This is a genomic window from Pseudomonas mandelii (assembly GCF_006438925.1).
Lineage (GTDB): Bacteria > Pseudomonadota > Gammaproteobacteria > Pseudomonadales > Pseudomonadaceae > Aquipseudomonas > Aquipseudomonas mandelii_C.
The window spans coordinates 51,031-67,733 of sequence record NZ_RCZA01000012.1 but is presented as its reverse complement, the minus strand read 5'-3'; the positions used below and the strand labels follow the sequence as shown (position 1 = coordinate 67,733).

Annotated in this window: 16 protein-coding genes; 11 read left to right on the top strand and 5 right to left on the bottom strand. The window is 60.0% G+C overall.

Going from position 1 to position 16,703, the window contains the following annotated elements; translation table 11 throughout:
• Positions 1 to 147: 147 nt before the first annotated feature.
• The 8 genes from cobU to EAH74_RS24975 all read left to right on the top strand — a co-directional run bounded on the left by cobU (position 148) and on the right by EAH74_RS24975 (position 5,623).
• Positions 148 to 669, top strand: coding sequence for a bifunctional adenosylcobinamide kinase/adenosylcobinamide-phosphate guanylyltransferase (gene cobU, locus EAH74_RS25005; protein ID WP_140681845.1), 522 nt, complete (start codon positions 148 to 150; stop codon positions 667 to 669).
• On the top strand, positions 666 to 1,721 hold the full coding sequence (cobT, locus tag EAH74_RS25000; RefSeq protein ID WP_140681843.1) for a nicotinate-nucleotide--dimethylbenzimidazole phosphoribosyltransferase: 1,056 nt from the start codon (positions 666 to 668) through the stop codon (positions 1,719 to 1,721). Before cobU ends, cobT begins: the two co-directional genes overlap by 4 nt.
• Positions 1,718 to 2,293 (top strand): alpha-ribazole phosphatase family protein, encoded by a 576-nt coding sequence (gene cobC / locus EAH74_RS24995; RefSeq protein WP_140681841.1) that lies wholly within the window; start codon positions 1,718 to 1,720, stop codon positions 2,291 to 2,293. Before cobT ends, cobC begins: the two co-directional genes overlap by 4 nt.
• 2 nt (positions 2,294 to 2,295) lie before the next feature.
• The gene (locus EAH74_RS24990; RefSeq protein ID WP_140681839.1) at positions 2,296 to 3,027 is read left to right on the top strand and encodes an adenosylcobinamide-GDP ribazoletransferase; all 732 of its coding nucleotides are present in this window, start codon (positions 2,296 to 2,298) and stop codon (positions 3,025 to 3,027) included.
• Positions 3,028 to 3,231: 204 nt separating this feature from the next.
• The gene (locus tag EAH74_RS24985; protein WP_056744044.1) at positions 3,232 to 3,636 is read left to right on the top strand and encodes a MarR family winged helix-turn-helix transcriptional regulator; all 405 of its coding nucleotides are present in this window, start codon (positions 3,232 to 3,234) and stop codon (positions 3,634 to 3,636) included.
• Between the two features lie 52 nt (positions 3,637 to 3,688).
• Positions 3,689 to 4,897 carry an MFS transporter gene (locus tag EAH74_RS24980; protein WP_140681837.1) on the top strand — a complete coding sequence of 403 codons (1,209 nt, stop codon included), beginning with the start codon at positions 3,689 to 3,691 and terminating at the stop codon, positions 4,895 to 4,897.
• On the top strand, positions 4,894 to 5,016 hold the full coding sequence (locus EAH74_RS33630; RefSeq protein WP_008148682.1) for a hypothetical protein: 123 nt from the start codon (positions 4,894 to 4,896) through the stop codon (positions 5,014 to 5,016). The genes EAH74_RS24980 and EAH74_RS33630 overlap by 4 nt, the downstream gene beginning before the upstream one ends.
• Positions 5,017 to 5,071: 55 nt before the next feature.
• Positions 5,072 to 5,623, top strand: a complete 552-nt coding sequence (locus EAH74_RS24975; RefSeq protein ID WP_140681835.1) for a glutathione peroxidase — start codon at positions 5,072 to 5,074, stop codon at positions 5,621 to 5,623.
• A gap of 90 nt (positions 5,624 to 5,713) precedes the next feature.
• Here the strand turns inward: EAH74_RS24975 and EAH74_RS24970 are convergent, their stop codons facing one another.
• From EAH74_RS24970 to EAH74_RS24960, 3 genes are all read right to left on the bottom strand, one after another.
• Positions 5,714 to 7,000: an OmpP1/FadL family transporter gene (locus EAH74_RS24970; protein ID WP_140681833.1), complete on the bottom strand. Its 1,287-nt coding sequence runs from the start codon at positions 6,998 to 7,000 to the stop codon at positions 5,714 to 5,716.
• 145 nt (positions 7,001 to 7,145) lie between these two features.
• Positions 7,146 to 7,628 carry a hypothetical protein gene (locus EAH74_RS24965; RefSeq protein ID WP_123364633.1) on the bottom strand — a complete coding sequence of 161 codons (483 nt, stop codon included), beginning with the start codon at positions 7,626 to 7,628 and terminating at the stop codon, positions 7,146 to 7,148.
• Between the two features lie 276 nt (positions 7,629 to 7,904).
• Positions 7,905 to 8,129 carry a hypothetical protein gene (locus EAH74_RS24960; protein WP_007898912.1) on the bottom strand — a complete coding sequence of 75 codons (225 nt, stop codon included), beginning with the start codon at positions 8,127 to 8,129 and terminating at the stop codon, positions 7,905 to 7,907.
• A 1,069-nt stretch (positions 8,130 to 9,198) separates the two neighbouring features.
• Between EAH74_RS24960 and EAH74_RS24950 the strand changes: the two genes are divergently transcribed.
• Together EAH74_RS24950 and rmuC are read left to right on the top strand one after the other, a co-directional pair.
• Entirely contained in the window at positions 9,199 to 9,450 is a 252-nt protein-coding gene (locus tag EAH74_RS24950; protein ID WP_140681831.1) for a hypothetical protein, read from the top strand.
• 175 nt (positions 9,451 to 9,625) lie between these two features.
• Positions 9,626 to 10,990: a DNA recombination protein RmuC gene (rmuC, locus tag EAH74_RS24945; protein ID WP_170206634.1), complete on the top strand. Its 1,365-nt coding sequence runs from the start codon at positions 9,626 to 9,628 to the stop codon at positions 10,988 to 10,990.
• Positions 10,991 to 11,136: 146 nt separating this feature from the next.
• Here the strand turns inward: rmuC and EAH74_RS24940 are convergent, their stop codons facing one another.
• Both EAH74_RS24940 and EAH74_RS24935 read right to left on the bottom strand, forming a co-directional pair.
• The gene (locus EAH74_RS24940) at positions 11,137 to 14,607 is read right to left on the bottom strand and encodes a hybrid sensor histidine kinase/response regulator (protein ID WP_140681827.1); all 3,471 of its coding nucleotides are present in this window, start codon (positions 14,605 to 14,607) and stop codon (positions 11,137 to 11,139) included.
• A 232-nt stretch (positions 14,608 to 14,839) separates the two neighbouring features.
• Positions 14,840 to 15,379, bottom strand: a complete 540-nt coding sequence (locus EAH74_RS24935) for a TetR/AcrR family transcriptional regulator (protein ID WP_140681825.1) — start codon at positions 15,377 to 15,379, stop codon at positions 14,840 to 14,842.
• Between the two features lie 91 nt (positions 15,380 to 15,470).
• On the opposite strand from EAH74_RS24935, the gene EAH74_RS24930 reads away from it, so the two are divergent.
• Positions 15,471 to 16,664 carry an MFS transporter gene (locus EAH74_RS24930; RefSeq protein WP_140681823.1) on the top strand — a complete coding sequence of 398 codons (1,194 nt, stop codon included), beginning with the start codon at positions 15,471 to 15,473 and terminating at the stop codon, positions 16,662 to 16,664.
• Positions 16,665 to 16,703: the final 39 nt, after the last annotated feature.

Sequence of the window (16,703 nt, the reverse complement as noted above, 5' to 3'; positions counted from 1 at the left end):
GTGGCTGTGCCGGCCTCTTCGCGAGCAGGCTCGCTCCCACAGGTTCCGTGTATGGATCAAAAATCTGTAAACAACCTCGATCCTTGTGGGAGCGAGCTTGCTCGCGATGAGGCCCGTCGCCACACCGCCAATTAAAAGGTTATGAACATGCTGCAACTGATCCTCGGCGGCGCCCGTTCCGGTAAAAGCCGTCTGGCTGAAAAACTCGCCTCCGACAGCGGTCTGGCAGTGACGTACATCGCCACCAGCCAACCCCTCGACGGTGAAATGAACGAGCGGGTGGCCCATCACCGCGCCCGTCGTCCGGCCGAATGGGCGTTGATCGAAGAACCTCTGCAACTCGCTCGCACCCTGCGCGAAACCGCCAGTGCCGATCGTTGCCTGCTGGTGGATTGCCTGACGTTGTGGATGACCAATCTGCTGATGCTCGACGACACCGAGCGTCTGTCGGCCGAGCGTGATGCGCTGTTGGACTGCCTGGCGTCGTTGCCGGGTGAAATTATTTTTGTCAGCAACGAGACCGGAATGGGTGTCGTACCGCTGGGCGAATTGACTCGCCGCTATGTCGATGAAGCCGGTTGGCTGCATCAAGCGTTGGCCGAGCGCTGCCAGCGCGTCGTCCTGACCGTCGCCGGTCTGCCCCTGACTTTGAAAGGAACTGCGTTATGACTCAATCCTGGTGGCTGAACCCCTGCAAGCCGATCGATGCTCAAGCGGTCGAGCAGGCGCAGGCCCGTCAACAACAACTGACCAAACCGGCCGGCTCCCTCGGTCGGCTTGAGTCGGTGGCCGTGCAATTGGCCGGGCTGCAGGGGCAGGTCAAGCCGAGACTGGATCAGCTGTGGATCGCGATTTTTGCCGGTGACCATGGCGTGGTCGCTGAAGGGGTGTCGGCATTTCCCCAGGAAGTCACCGGGCAGATGCTGCACAACTTCGTCAGCGGCGGGGCGGCGATCAGCGTGTTGGCGCGGCAACTCGGGGCCTCCCTGGAAGTCGTCGACCTCGGCACGGTGACGCCGTCGTTGAATTTGCCGGGCGTGCGTCACTTGAACATCGGCCCGGGCACGGCGAATTTCGTCGAGGGGGCGGCGATGACCCCGGCTCAGGGCGAACTCGCTTTGCAGGCCGGCCGCGACAGCGTGCAGCGCGCCATCGCGGCGGGTGCGCAGTTGTTTATCGGTGGCGAGATGGGCATCGGCAACACTACCGCGGCCAGCGCGTTGGCCTGTGCCTTGCTCGATTGCCCGGTGGTGCATCTGGCCGGGCCGGGTACGGGTCTGAACGCGGCGGGTGTGAGTCATAAAGCCCAGGTTATCGAGCGCGCTTTGGCATTGCACAGCGCTCAGCGTGGCGATGCGCTGCAAACGCTGTTCAACCTCGGCGGTTTTGAAATCGCGGCACTGGTCGGCGCGTATCTGGCGTGTGCTCAGGCAGGCGTCGCGGTGCTGGTGGACGGTTTTATTTGCAGCGTCGCGGCGTTGGTGGCGGTGCGCTTGAATCCTGAATGCCGTCAGTGGCTGTTGTTCGGTCATCGCGGCGCCGAGCCGGGTCATCGTCATGTACTGGAAACCCTGAACGCCGAACCGCTGCTGGACCTCGGCCTGCGTCTGGGCGAGGGCAGTGGCGCCGCGTTGGCTGTGCCGTTGCTGCGTCTGGCCTGCGACCTTCACGGGCAGATGGCGACCTTCGCCGAGGCTGCCGTGGCGGATCGTCCGGCATGACCTTGCGCCTGGACCTGTTGCGCCACGGTGAAACGGAACTCGGCGGCGGTTTGCGCGGCAGCCTTGACGATGCGCTGACTGAAAAAGGCTGGGCGCAGATGCGCGCGGCGGTGGTCGAGCAGGGGCCTTGGGATCGATTGGTCAGCTCGCCGTTGCAGCGGTGCGCGCGGTTCGCCGAAGAACTCGGCGCACAGTTGGGTTTGCCGGTGCTGTTGGATAAAGACCTCCAGGAGCTGCACTTCGGCGCCTGGGAAGGGCAGAGCGCCGCCGCGTTGATGGAAACCGATGCCGAGGCGTTGGGATTGTTCTGGGCTGATCCTTATTCGTTTACGCCGCCTCAGGGTGAGCCGGTGGTGGGCTTTTCGACGCGAGTGTTGGCGGCCGTTGAGCGCTTGCAAGCCGCCTACGCGGGCGAGCAGGTGTTGCTGATCAGTCACGGCGGGGTGATGCGCTTGTTGCTGGCTCAGGCGCGGGGATTGCCTCGTGAGCAGTTGCTCAACGTCGAAGTCGGGCATGGCGCGTTGTTTTCGCTGACGGTCGAATCCGGCCTGTTGTTAAAGGAAGCGATCTGACCATGTTGCCGTTCTGGATCGCCCTGCAATTTTTGAGCAGCCTGCCGATTCGTCTGCCGGGCATGCCGGAACCACAGGAGTTGGGGCGGTCGCTGCTGTTTTATCCGCTGGTTGGCCTGCTGTTCGGCGGGATTTTGTGGGCGTTCAACGGGTTGTTGCTCGGCACCCCGTTGTTGCTTCACGCAGCGCTGTTGCTGACGGTTTGGGTATTGCTTAGCGGTGCTTTGCACCTGGATGGCCTGGCTGATAGCGCCGATGCGTGGCTCGGTGGATTTGGCGACCGCGAGCGCACGTTGACGATCATGAAGGACCCGCGCAGCGGGCCGATCGCGGTCGTGACGCTGGTGCTGGTGTTGCTGCTCAAATTCGCCGCGTTGCTGGCATTGATCGAGCAGCAACACGCCGTTGTCCTGATCATTGTCCCGTTGATCGGGCGCAGCGCGATGCTGGGGTTGTTCCTGGCCACGCCTTATGTGCGCGCCGGCGGCTTGGGGCAAGCGCTGGCCGATCATCTGCCACGTCTGGCGGGCAAGCAGGTGTTGGCGGTGAGTGCGTTGGCTTGCGTTTTGATTGCCGGCCTCAGCGGCGTATTGGCAGTGGTGCTGGCGGCGTTGGTGTTTGTCTGGCTGCGGCACGTGATGCTGCGCCGATTGGGGGGCACGACGGGCGATACGGCGGGGGCGTTGCTGGAATTGCTGGAGGTTGCGGTGCTGGTGGGGTTGGCGTTGGCCTGATACTTATGTAGCGAATGTGCTGGCCTCTTCGCGAGCAGGCTCGCTCCCACATTTTGATCTCCAGTGAATATAGAATTTGTGTACAACGCCGATCCCTTGTGGGAGCGAGCCTGCTCGCGAAGGCGACCTACCAGACACTTCCAGTCTCTGGTTAAAATCCCTCTGAAACTTGATTTAACACAACCGCGGGTATATACACGCACCATGCTCGACTCCCAATGTTTATGCATCAACCTGCGTCGCGCCGCCCGTGGCGTCAGCAGGCATTACGACGGCGCTCTCGACGGCTTCGGGATCAACGTTGCCCAGTATTCTCTGCTGTGTAATCTGCAGCGTCTGGATAAACCGAGTATTTCCACGTTGGCCGAGGCCATGGGGCTGGATCGCAGCACCTTGGGGCGCAATCTGCGGGTGCTGGAAGGCGAAGGCCTGCTGATGCTGGTTGAGGGCGAAGACATGCGTAACCGCATCGTCATGCTCACCGAGGCGGGTACTGAGCGCCTGAAAGCCGCCTTGCCAGCCTGGGAAGCGGCGCAACAGCGGTTGATTGACCGTCTGGGTGCCGAGAAACGCGAAACCTTGCTGCGACTGCTGGACGAACTGGCGTGATGCCGGTTTTTCCGATCTTAAGCGGGTATATACCCGCTACCGGGGAATAAGAATGACATCGATGTGGCGTACGTGTGGTTGGGTTTTGTTGGGGAGTGCGCTGATTCTCGCGTTGTCCTTGGGCGTAAGACACGGCTTCGGGCTGTTTCTGGCACCGATGAGTGCCGAGTTCGGCTGGGGGCGTGAGACGTTTGCCTTCGCCATTGCCTTGCAGAACCTGATCTGGGGCCTGGCGCAGCCATTCACCGGCGCGCTGGCTGACCGCTTTGGCGCCGCGAAAGTGGTGTTGGTCGGCGGTGTCTTTTATGCATTGGGCCTGGTGTTCATGGGCCTGTCGGATTCCGCCGTGACCTTGTCCCTGAGTGCCGGCCTGTTGATCGGCATCGGTCTGTCCGGCACCTCGTTCTCGGTGATCCTTGGCGTGGTCGGCCGCGCAGTGCCGCCGGAGAAACGCAGCATGGGCATGGGTATTGCCAGCGCTGCCGGCTCTTTCGGCCAGTTCGCCATGTTGCCCGGTACGCTGGGGTTGATCGGCTGGCTGGGCTGGTCAGCGGCATTGCTGGTCTTGGGCTTGTTGGTGGCACTGATCGTGCCGCTGGTGAGCATGCTCAAGGACAAGCCGCTACCGGTGTTCGGTCATGAGCAAACGCTGTCCGAAGCCCTGCGCGAGGCCTGTTCCCATTCGGGATTCTGGTTGCTGGCGTTTGGCTTTTTTGTTTGCGGTTTCCAGGTGGTATTCATCGGCGTGCACTTGCCGGCTTATCTGGTGGATCAGCACCTCCCGGCGAGCGTCGGTACGACGGTGCTGGCGCTGATCGGGCTGTTCAATATTTTCGGTACCTACACGGCGGGCTGGCTTGGCGGACGGATGTCCAAGCCACGTTTGCTTACTGGCCTGTATCTACTGCGGGCAGTGGTGATCGGGTTGTTCCTGTGGGCGCCCGTCACGACGACCACCGCTTACCTGTTTGGCATGACGATGGGCTTCCTGTGGCTGTCGACCGTGCCCTTGACCAACGGCACCGTCGCGACCTTGTTCGGCGTGCGAAATCTGTCCATGCTCGGTGGGATTGTTTTCCTGTTTCACCAGCTCGGATCGTTCCTCGGCGGCTGGTTGGGCGGGGTGGTGTACGACCGAACCGGGAGCTATGACTTGATCTGGCAAGTGGCGATTCTCTTAAGTTTGTTGGCTGCAGCCCTGAACTGGCCGGTGCGTGAGCAGCCGGTGGCGCGCCTGCAAACCCAGATGAGTGCGATATGAACAGTCTCTGGCCGCGGATCGCTGTTGTCGCTGTCTGCGCCTTGCTGCTGGCCCTGTCGTGGTGGGGCTGGCATCAGGGCGGGCTGGCGTTGATGCAGCTGGGCATGGGTGCTTGCTAGCAGGATAGGAGGGCGAGTAACTTCGGTTTTGACGATTTCTCAAGGATGCACCGACATGCTGATGCGTTGGCTCGCAGTTCCTGCGTTACTGGTAGCGTTTAGTGGATTGGCTCAAGCCGCCGAATGCCCGGAGCTTTTGCAAGGCTCGTTGCCCAAGTTGCGCGCCAAGGAATCCATCGACCTGTGCCAGCGCTTCGCTGGCAAACCGCTGGTGGTGGTCAATACCGCGAGCTTCTGTGGTTTCGCCCCGCAGTTCAAAAGCCTTGAGGCGCTGAATCAGCGTTACAAGGATCAGGGGCTGGAAGTAATTGGTGTTCCGTCCAACGACTTCAAGCAAGAGTCCAAGGATGGCGAAGAGACTGCCAAGGTCTGCTACGTGAACTACGGCGTGACGTTCACCATGACTGAACCGCAGAAAGTCCGCGGTAATGACGCGACTCACTTGTTCAAGATCATCGCCAAGCAGAGCACCGCGCCGAAGTGGAACTTCTACAAGTACGTGGTCGATCGCAAGGGCACGGTGATCGCCAATTTCTCCAGCCTGACCAAGCCTGACGATCCTGAGTTCATCGCAGCGGTAGAGAAAGCCCTGGCCTCGCAACCCTGATTGGCGCCCATTAAAAAGCCCCGCCTCTGTACAAGAGAGCGGGGCTTTTTTTGATTCAAACGGCGAGTGGTTCAAACTCGCCGTGAATCATCAGAAGCGGTAGGTCGCGCCAACACCGAAACCGTTCGCACTGTTTTCGTACTTGGCGTTGTAGGACTGACCCAAAGCGTTAGCGCGGTTGACAGTGACAGATTCTTCCTTGAGGTAAGAGTAAGCCACATCAATGGTCCAGTCGTCGGTTGGGTTGAAGCCCGCACCGACACTGAAGATGGTCCGGTCGCCGGTAGGAATGCGTGGCGAACGATCAGTGTTGTTGGTGGGCGACTGGTCAAAGGAGAGACCGGTACGCAGTACCCACTGCTTGTTCAGCTGGTAGGAAGTACCCACGGCGTAGGCCCAGGTGTCATGCCAGTTTTGGTCTTCCTTGATGGTACCAAGGATTTGTGGGGCGAGGGCACCACCGCTAGGTGCGGTTACGCCTTCGTTGTTGACCGTGATGTCTTTCAGGCGGCTCCAGCGAGTCCAGGTAGCACCGGCATAGAGCTTCCAGGCATCATTCATATCTTGAGTCACGGAAAGGTCATAGGACTCAGGTGTTTCGATCTTCAGCGAGGCATCGTAACGGTTGGATTTGAGCAGCTGAGGTGGCACGCCAGTGCCGGCAGTCACATCGGTGTGGCCGTCGAGCTTGTAGTTCACTTTCGAGTGATAGGTCAGGCCCACGCGAGTGGTGTCGGTGGCTTGCACCAGGATGCCGGCGTTAAAGCCCAAGGCCGTATCGTCGCCCTTGATCTCCACATTGTTGTCACCAGTCCGGGGGATAGGGAGAGCAATGTCCGATTCCAGGGTGCCGGAAATCCGGTTGATGGTAGGGCCAAAACCGATCGAAACTTTATCGTTGAAAGCGTAGCTGACGGTTGGCTGCAGAGTGACGACTTTGACTTCGCTCTTGCTGCCGAAAGCGCGGCCCTGAAAGCCGTTTTCGTAGTCGGTGATCAGCCCGAACGGAGCGTAGACACCAAAACCAATAGACCATTCATCGTTGAGTTTATTTGTATAGAAACCCATCGGTACTGTAGTGAACGGAACCATATCGCCTTTGTTGGTTCCGCTTGAACGGCCGCTGGTATCGCTGATATCGGTCGAGGCGTCGATCGATGCGATACCGCCAGTGATTTGCTGGCCTTTGAGGCGGGCCATACCGGCAGGGTTGCCAAAAACTGTACTTGCATCATCGGCAGATGAAGAGCGCCCCGCAAAACCTGTCCCCATCCCGCTGATGCTTTGTTCGTTCAGGGCAAAGCCACTTGCGAAGATTTGGGTGGATGCCAAGGTAACGGCGAGGCTAAGGGTGGTTTTGAGCATTACTTTTTTCATTATTAGAACTCCTGATGATCACCGGGGCGAAAATTACCAACATTTTCGTCCCAGCGCTATAGGCTGTATTGCTTGATTTAGAGCGGTTTTGTAGGACAATCCGACCAAAATCGCAGCAGTTACGCGATCTTGTGGAAACAGCAGATCAGCAGGCGACCTGATTCAGCGGTGAAACACAGGTTTGCCAGGCGCAGGTGAAGTCTCTCAGGCGTCCTTGAGGCTGGAAGGTCTGGCGCCAGATGCGGGCCATTCCCAGCAGGTCGTCTGCTTCGGGGAGGGGGGTGTTCTGTTCTTCTATCAGCAGCCAGGCAATGGCTGTGGCGTAGCGCAGGTTGACGGTCAATTCGAGGTGCGGACCACTCAGGAACGCATGTTGGCTGGCCAGGCCGCGAACCAGGCTTGCGCGTTCCGGGTCAAGTGCCAGGTAGTGGTCCCAAAGTGCTTGATGGCGGGGTTCGGCGATTCGGTACAGGCCGTGTCCACGGCGGTCATGCAGGGCAGTCCCAAGGGCTGACTGGCTGGCGGCGACGCCCAGCAGCAGGGATTCGGCAGTTGCGCTATGGCGCCCGAGATAAATCAATGTCGGACGGATCACATAACGGCACAGTTCGCTGGCAGCGATACCCATAAAGCCCTCGAATCGTGAAATGGTCGGCGATACCTGAAGGGGCCTTGGCAGCGGGTGAATCGAGTCAGGCTCGCCGGAAGCGGCTTAAGCCGCTTGAGTTGAAGTGTAGTGTCATATTCGCGCCGTAAAGGACTGTTTTTAAAATATTTCCGGCTGCGAGTTATAACCGTTATATCGGTTTGTGCTTAGGCGGCAGCAGCGAAATCAGAAATTTCGGACAATAAAAAGCCCCGCTTTTTGAGCGAGGCTTTTGAGGTTTTCAGTCTTTCTGGCGTATCAGGCAACCAGTGCCTGACGGGTACGCTCGATCACGGCCTGCAGCGGCTCGGCGCTGGAGTATTGATCGGGGTACAGGCGTTCGCTGTGACGAGCGATGCCGTGTTCGTTGACCAGAGTGAAGCTGAAGCAGCCTTTGCGAGCAGCCATGATCAGGCAGTTCATTGGTGCAAAAGCATTGGTTAGGGTGCGAATGGCATCCTGGGTGTGGATTTGAGTAGACATAGTCATTGGGTGTTCCTACAAGCGACACGGATAAGAACCGTGCAAAGTTAAAACGTTCCAGTGACGACGACCACCATTGGTCGAACGAAGAACCCGACTGGAACAAAGCAGCCAGTTTGAAGCGCTGATAAATTGGCGCGCTTGGGCTGGCAGGTAGGTACTTAGGAGGGCAGGCAACACATCAAGGGCAAAGGTTCTGGGCCCAGGGTGAAGATCCTGATCAATTTGCAGGTTGGTTCGGTCAGAGTAAGTGAGCTTCGCAACACCCTTTGCTTTCGATTCAAAGGCTGTGTTGACGCAAGGTTTACCTGGAAACCATCGAGGTGGTCGATCCCGCTTTGTCGGTGGAGGCTTCCTTGAGGAAGGCTGACCGGGGGGATTTGTTCGACCAGAATTGACTTTCAGCTTGGTACTAACGCTGCGGATACTAACGGATTGAATTGCTGAAGGGAAGTGTGTTAGCAAAAAAGTTCTGTGAACGCCCTCATTCAACGTCCGGATTGGCGCTCGGAAAAAGCCATGACCCGCAGACTTGCCCTGTAATAGCACAAATTCCGACCATTGGTAGTCACGGCTCATCGGGCCAGGACCAGCCTGGATCATGGGTTTGCCAAGGTTTATCCCCAGGTGCAGGCAAAAAATGCGCCGAAACGGCGCATCGATATAACTGCCTCGAAGGGACTTGTGCACATAAGTGGCGGCGGGTGTCACGCCGCTGTCATCATCCCTTCAAACGCAGTGGGTGCCTGCAACCAAAATTTAAGTCAATGAAAAACATCGCTTTTTTTTACTGGTGAAAAAATCGTCAGTTTGACTGCGAGCCCCATTCCATAGGGCTTTGCGAGAGTTCAAGGGCGGTTGTCCACTGAGTTATCCACAGCTTCTGTGGATTGTCCCGAGCGCTTGCTTTAGGACGGGCGTGCCGGGTTTTTTTAGGCTTTACCTGTAAGAAAAAAAGAGTAGAGTGGCGCGCCTTCCGATCTGCCCCACAGTGCTTTATGAAGTTTCGCTCAGTATCAGTCTCCGCAACCTCCACACCTCCAGCATTCCCCCGCCCAAGCGCTTTTCGATGCGTGTGGCCGAGTGGCTGCTGGACAGCCCGCGTCTGGGCGAAAACCCCAACATCAAACACTTCGCCGGGCGTTTGCTCAAGCAGCCAGCCCGTGAAGGGGTCGTGGCCGCGCAAAGCCGTCTCGGTCAGCTGATGTGCCGTGAGTGCGGGAATGCCCGGGATCGCCGTATCGGTCAGGACCTTCTGCGTTCGGCCGCGCGGGCGGGGGATCGGCGCGCCCAGCAAGAACTGGGGCTGATCGAAGACTGAGCTGTCCAAGACCTGACGCCTTGGTTAACCTTCAAGCTTTATTTCATTGGCAGGAGTGGCTATGGCTATGGACTTGACCAGCGCATTGCTCGGTCTGGCGGGCGCTGCGCTGCCGTTACTGGTACTGGCCTGGCAACTTCAGCGGCGAGCGAGCGCCACGCAGTCAGAGGTTGCACTGCTGGAAGAGCGTCTGGCCACGGCCTATCTGGCTCAGGATGGATTGAACGCGCAACTGGAAGCCTGTCGCGATGAAATCGGTGATCTGGGCCAGGCCAACGCCGCGAAACAAGCAGACCTGGCCGCCGTGCGCCGTGAAGTCGAACTGCTGCAGATCGAACGCGACGATGCCCGCGATGCCGCCCACGCCTGGAATCTGGAACGCGCCGGCAAAGAGGCTGAGTTGCGCCGTCTGGACGCCCAGGCCGCTTCGCTCAACGCCGAGCTGCGTGAGCAGCAGGAAAGCCATCAGCAGCGCCTCAACGACCTGCAGGGCTCGCGAGACGAACTGCGAGCGCAGTTCGCCGAGCTGGCTGGCAAGATCTTCGACGAGCGCGAGCAGCGCTTTGCCGAAACCAGCCAACAACGCCTCGGTCAGTTGCTCGATCCGTTGAAGGAACGCATCCAGTCCTTCGAAAAACGCGTCGAAGAAAGTTATCAGGCAGAAGCCCGCGAACGTTTTTCCCTGGCCAAGGAACTGGAGCGGCTGCAACAGCTGAACCTGCGCCTGAGCGACGAAGCCACCAACCTGACCCGCGCCTTGAAAGGCCAGAAAACCCAAGGCAACTGGGGTGAGCTGATTCTTGAGCGAGTGCTTGAACACGCGGGCCTGGAAAAGGGGCGCGAGTACCAGACCCAGGTCAACCTCAAGGGCCCGGACGGTGAGCGTTTCCAACCGGACGTGATCATTTACCTGCCGGGCGACAAGCAGGTGGTGGTCGACTCCAAGGTCAGCCTCACGGCCTATCAGCAATACGTCGCGGCCGAAGACGATGCCATCGGCCAGATCGCCATCAAGCAGCACGTGCTGTCCCTGCGCACTCACGTCAAAGGGCTGGCCGGCAAGGATTACAAACGTCTCGACGGTTTGCACAGCCTGGATTTCGTCCTGCTCTTCGTACCGATCGAAGCGGCATTTTCCGCCGCATTGCAGGCTGAGCCGACGCTGTTCCAAGAGGCCTTCGACCGCAACATCGTGATCGTCAGCCCGACCACTTTGCTGGCGACCCTGCGCGTCATCGACAGCCTGTGGAAGCAGGAACGCCAGAGCCAGAACGCCCGGGAAATCGCCGAGCGGGCCGGGTGGCTTTACGACAAGTTCGTGTTGTTCATCCAGGATCTGGATGAAGTCGGTAATCGATTACAGCAACTGGATAAAGCCTACAGCTCTGCGCGCAATAAGCTGACGGAAGGCCGCGGCAATCTGGTCAGCCGCGCCGAGCAGCTCAAGTTGCTTGGCGCGCGAGCGAGCAAGAGCCTGCCGGCAGACTTGCTGGAACGGGCGATGACGGATGTGGATGGGTTGGCCGAATTGCCGGAGTAAGCCGAAAAGCTTCGTCGGAGCGCCGCCCGGAGCAAGCTCGCTCCCACATTTGACCGAGTTCTTCCAGATAGAATGCAGTTCAATGTGGGAGCGAGCTTGCTCGCGATGGCGGCAGTTGCACCACGACAAGACTCAAACCTGCCGCACTACAACGGCAAATGTCGACTCAGCAACGCCCGCAACGCCGCCGGCTTCACCGGTTTAGCCAGATAATCCAGCCCTGCCGCATGCACTTGGGCCACCGTCTCCGGTCGCCCATCGGCGCTGATCACAACCCCTGGCACTGGTTCACCCAATCGGGTTCGCAGCCATGCCATCAGTTCCGTTCCTGTCTCGCCATCGTCCAGGTGGTAATCCACCAAGGCCAATTGCGGACGCATCCCGTCGCTGAGCAGCGCCGCGCATTCATCGCGGTTGCGTGCGGTCCAGACCTGACAACCCCAGCGCGTGAGCAAACTGTTCATGCCGATCAGGATGCTGTCTTCGTTGTCGATGCACAGTACCTGCGAGCCGCTCAGCAATTTGCCATTGAGCTCGGCGACCTTGGTCGGGATCGCGGTTTGCGCCCGAGCCAACGGCACACTGACGCTGAACACACTGCCGCGCCCCGGCCAGGAGCGTACGCGCAAGGTATGGCCCAGTACGCGACACAACCCGTCAGCAATCGCCAGGCCCAGCCCGAGGCCTTTTTCGGCGCGCGTTTGGTGGCTGTCGAGGCGTTTGAACTCTTCAAAAATGACCTTCTGTTTATCCACAGGAATGCCCGGGCCACGGTCCCAGACCTCCAGGCACAACTCGCCGTTGCGTCGGCGAACCCCCAGCAGCACCGGGCCTTTGGCATAGCGGAAGGCATTGGTCAGGAAGTTCTGCAGGATTCGTCGCAACAGTTTGATGTCGCTGTCGACGCGCAACGTACTGCCCCTGACGCGGAATTTCAGCCCCTGGTCGCGGGCCAGCGCCTTGAACTCGGCACCGAGGACGTCGAACATCTCATTAAGCACGAACGGTTTTGGATCAGAGTTGATCTTGCCGTTTTCCAGACGGGAAATGTCCAGCAGGTCGCTGATCAAATCCTCGGCCGAGCGCAGTGACGTGTCCAGATGATGGACCAGTTTCTGCGCCTCATCGGAGAGACCGTCGTCTTGATGGGAAAGGGCGGCCGAGAACAGCCGCGCGGCGTTCAACGGTTGCATCAAGTCATGGCTGACCGCCGCCAGGAACCGGGTTTTCGATTGGTTGGCCGACTCCGCGGTGCCCTTGGCCTCGGTCAGGGCGACATTGAGTTGTGACAGTTCGTGGGTCCGCTCGGTCACCCGTCGCTCCAGGCCCTCGTTGGCTTCGGTCAGCGCTTGCTCAGCCTCGCGGAACGCGGTGATGTCGGTGAAACTCATGACAAAACCGCCGCCTGGCATCGGGTTGCCGATCAGCTCGATCACACGGCCATTGGGGAAAAGTCTTTCAGAGGTGTGGGCGCGGCCCTGACGCATCCAGTGCAAACGGCGGGCGACGTGCACTTCGGCTTCGCCGGGACCGCACAGGCCGCGCTCGGCGTTGTAGCGAATGATGTCGGCAATCGGGCGGCCAAGCCTGATCAGTCCATCCGGGTAGTTGAACAGCTCCAGATAGCGCCGGTTCCAGGCCACCAGTTTCAGCGACTGGTCGACCACACTGATGCCTTGGGTGATGTTCTCGATCGCGCCTTGCAGCAGCGCGCGGTTGAACTGCAGCACTTCCGAGGCTTCGTCGGCGATACGGACGACGTCCTCGAGTTGCATTTCCCTACCTTCGATGGCGGCTTTTACCACCGCCCGGGTCGAAGAAGCACCGAGCACACCGGCCAGCAAACGTTCGGTATGGGCGATCCATTCACCGTCGGCGTTCTGGTTCGGGTTGAAGCCTTTGCCCTGACGGTAGGCGAACCGGATAAAACTCTGACGGGCGCGTTCTTCGCCGACAAAGCGTGCGGCCAGCTGCAACAAATCGTCGATCTGCACCGACAGCATCGAACGGGCGCTAGGGCGGGCGCTGATTTCCTGACCGATGAAGCGACCCGCCTGCCAATGTTCCGAAACCCTCGTACGCGACAGCACCGACACCCAGGCGAACAGCGTGAAGTTGGCCGCCAGCGACAACACCACGCCTTGGGTCAGCGGGGTGAGCGGCAGGTGCAACGGGTTGCTGTGCAACCAGGCCAGCCCCGGGAAGCTGCTCAAGGACAAACCGAGGCTGTGGGCCGCGATCGGCAGAATCAGGGTGTAGAACCAGAGGAACGTCCCGGCGGCGAGACCGGCGAACACACCGCGACGATTGGCCTGTTTCCAGTACAGCGCACCGAGCATGGCCGGGGCCAGTTGGGTTACGGCGGCGAAGGCGATCTGGCCGATGGTCGCCAGGCTCGCCGTCGAGCCGAGCAGGCGATAACTGACGTAGGCCAGCAGCAGAATCACCACAATGCTTACTCGGCGCACCGAGAGCATCCACTGACGGAATACTTCGAAAGGCCGCTCGGCGTTGTTGCGCCGCAGCAACCAAGGCAACAGCATGTCGTTGGAAACCATGGTCGACAGCGCCACGCTGGCGACAATCACCATGCCGGTCGCCGCCGAGGCGCCACCGATAAAGGCCAGCATCGCCAGGGCCGGATGGGATTGGGCCAGCGGCAGGCTGATGACAAACGAGTCCGGCAGCACCGAGCTCGGCAGCATCATCTGGCCGGCGAGGGCGATAGGAACGACGAACAGCGCGGCCAGCGCCAGATAGGCTGGAAACACCCATTTGGCCAGGCGCAGATCCTGAGGGTCGATGTTTTCCACCACGGTCACATGAAACTGCCTGGGCAGGCAGATGATTGCCATCATTGCCACGCCGGTTTGCACCACCATCGACGGCCAGTTGATGGTTTCCTTCCAGTATTCTTCCAGGCGCGGGGCGAGCATGGCCTGGTCGAACAGGTCGTCGAAACCGTCGTACAGGCCGTAGGTCACGAACGCGCCGACGGCGAGAAAAGCGAACAGCTTGACCAGCGATTCGAACGCAATCGCCAGCACCATGCCGCGGTGGTGTTCGGTGGCGTCGAGGTTGCGGGTACCGAAGACGATGGTGAACAGCGCCAGCACCAGCGACACGATCAGCGCCGTGTCCTGGGCGCGCGTGCCCATGGCGTCGGCACCGGCGCCGATCAGCAAGTTCACCCCGAGCACGATGCCCTTGAGTTGCAGCGCGATGTAGGGCAACACGCCGACCAGGCAGATCAGCGCCACCACCACCGCCAGCGACTGGGATTTGCCATAACGCGCGGCGATGAAGTCGGCAATGGAGGTGATGTTTTCCTGCTTGCTGATCATCACCATTTTTTGCAGGACCCACGGCGCGCAAACCAATAGCAGAATCGGCCCGAGGTAGATCGGCAGGAAAGACCAGAGCTGTTCGGCGGCCTGGCCCACGGCGCCAAAGAAGGTCCAGCTGGTGCAATAGACGGCCAGCGACAGGCTGTACACCCACGCGCGCACTCGCGGCGGCAACGGTGTGCTGCGACGGTCGCCGTAGAAGGCGATGGCGAACATGATGGCCATATAGGCCAGGGCGACGGCGGCGATCAGCCCGCTGGACAGCGACATGGGAACTCCAGACAAAAGACACCCGGGACTCCCGCCCGGACAGACAGTCTCGCACGATGGCAGGGGTTAGTCAGTGTCGACCAAGGTCGCGGCGTGGCGGGGTGTCGCAGGCGGTGTGTCAGTGGGATCTTGGGTGTTTGCGCAGGCCTCTTCGCGAGCAAGCTCGCTCCCACAGGGGATTTGTGAACGACACAGATCCAATGTGGGAGCGAGCTTGCTCGCGATGGCGGTATTACTGACTCAGCGCAATCTCGATCAACCGATGCAATTCCTCAACCTCCAGCGGCGCCGCTGAAAACAGGATGCGAAACACCGTCGGCGCCGCCACCATGTTGATCAGCCGATCAACGTTCGGCTTCGGCTGATCGGGGTAACGATCCAGAATCGTCTGCAGCTGCCCGCCAATGATCGTCGCGCAAAGGGCCGGCGTGGTGCTGCATTGCACGTCACGCAAGATGTTGCGGCCGGGCTCGGAACTCATCTCGTCCAGATACTGCTCGGCCCAGGCGCGCACGTCACCGTGCAGGCTGCCGGTATCGGCCGGCTCGCTCTCGGGGCGCATGCGGGCGAGGGCGACGTCCGCCAACAACACCGACAAATCGCCCCAGCGCCGGTAGATGGTCGACGGCGTGACGCCAGCGCGCGCGGCGATTTGCGGGACGGTCACGGTGGTGCGGTCCTGCTCTTCGAGAAGATCGCGGACTGCCGAATGAACCGACTCTTGCACCCGGGCGCTTCTGCCGCCAGGGCGTAAACCTTCTTTAATAGCCATGCATCGGACCTTAACACAAAGAATTTGCTTTAAGCGCTAGCCGGTAGCACACTCCGCAAAAGCAAAAAATTAGCTTTTGCGGAGTGTGCCCATGTCCAGTTCAACGTCTAATCGTTCAAACCTGTGGTTCCTGGCGATCACCTTACTCAGTTTTCTCGCCGCGTCCACGGCACCAACGCCGTTGTATCACCTGTACCAGGAACACCTGCAATTCTCGGCAGCGACCTTGACCCTGATTTTCGGCGTGTACGCCATCAGCTTGCTGGCGGCATTGCTCACGGTTGGTTCGCTCTCGGATTACCTGGGGCGCAAACCGGTGATTTTTACCGCTGTGATGTTGAACATGCTGGCGATGCTGTTGTTTATCAACGCAGACAGTGTCGCCTGGCTGATCAGCGCACGAGTGCTTCAAGGTTTTGCAACGGGAATGGCCACTGCCGTACTGAGTGCGGCGCTGTTGGACACCGATCGCCAGCAAGGGCCGCTGGTCAACAGTGTGGCGCCGTTGCTGGGCATGGCGTCGGGCGCCATGGGCTGCGGCTTATTGGCTGAGTTTGCACCACTGCCATTGCAGTTGACCTATTGGGTACTGTTCGCGCTGTTTGTGATGCAAGCGCTGTACGTCTGGCGTTTGCCGGAAAGCGTCAGCCCCCAACCGGGAGCCTGGGCCTCGTTGCGCCCGACACTGCATGTGCCGATCCAGGCGCGACGTGCGTTGTGGCTGGTGCTGCCGATCAACATCTCGGTGTGGGCGCTCGGTGGTTTTTACGCTTCTTTGGCACCGTCTCTGGTGCGCACGGCCACCGGATCGACCTCAAATCTGATTGGTGGTGCGACGGTGGCCGTGTTGACGGTGACCGGCGCGTTGATGATCTACACCCTGCGCGATCGGCCGGCCGACAAGGTTTTGCGCTTGGGCGGCAGTCTGCTGCCCGCCGGCGTCGCACTGATTCTGATCGCGGTGCACAGCGCCAGCCTGCCACTGTTTTTTGTCGGGACACTGGTGGCCGGATGCGGTTTCGGCGCCGGTTTCCTCGGTGCATTGCGCAGCGTCGTGCCGCTGGCCTTACCCCATGAACGGGCAGGGTTGATGTCGGCTTACTACGTGCTCAGTTATCTGGCGTTCTGCTTGCCGTCGTTGCTGGCCGGGAACTTGACCCGGACCTTCGGGCTGGTGGCCACTACCGATGGTTACGGCGCGGTGCTGATTATTCTCTCGGCCGGCGCTTTGTTCGCGTTGATGCGTCAGCAGTCTGTGAAAGTCTGTGGCGTCGATGTTCGATGACCGCTAGCCTTGGCACCGCCCTACATTTCGACGGACCGA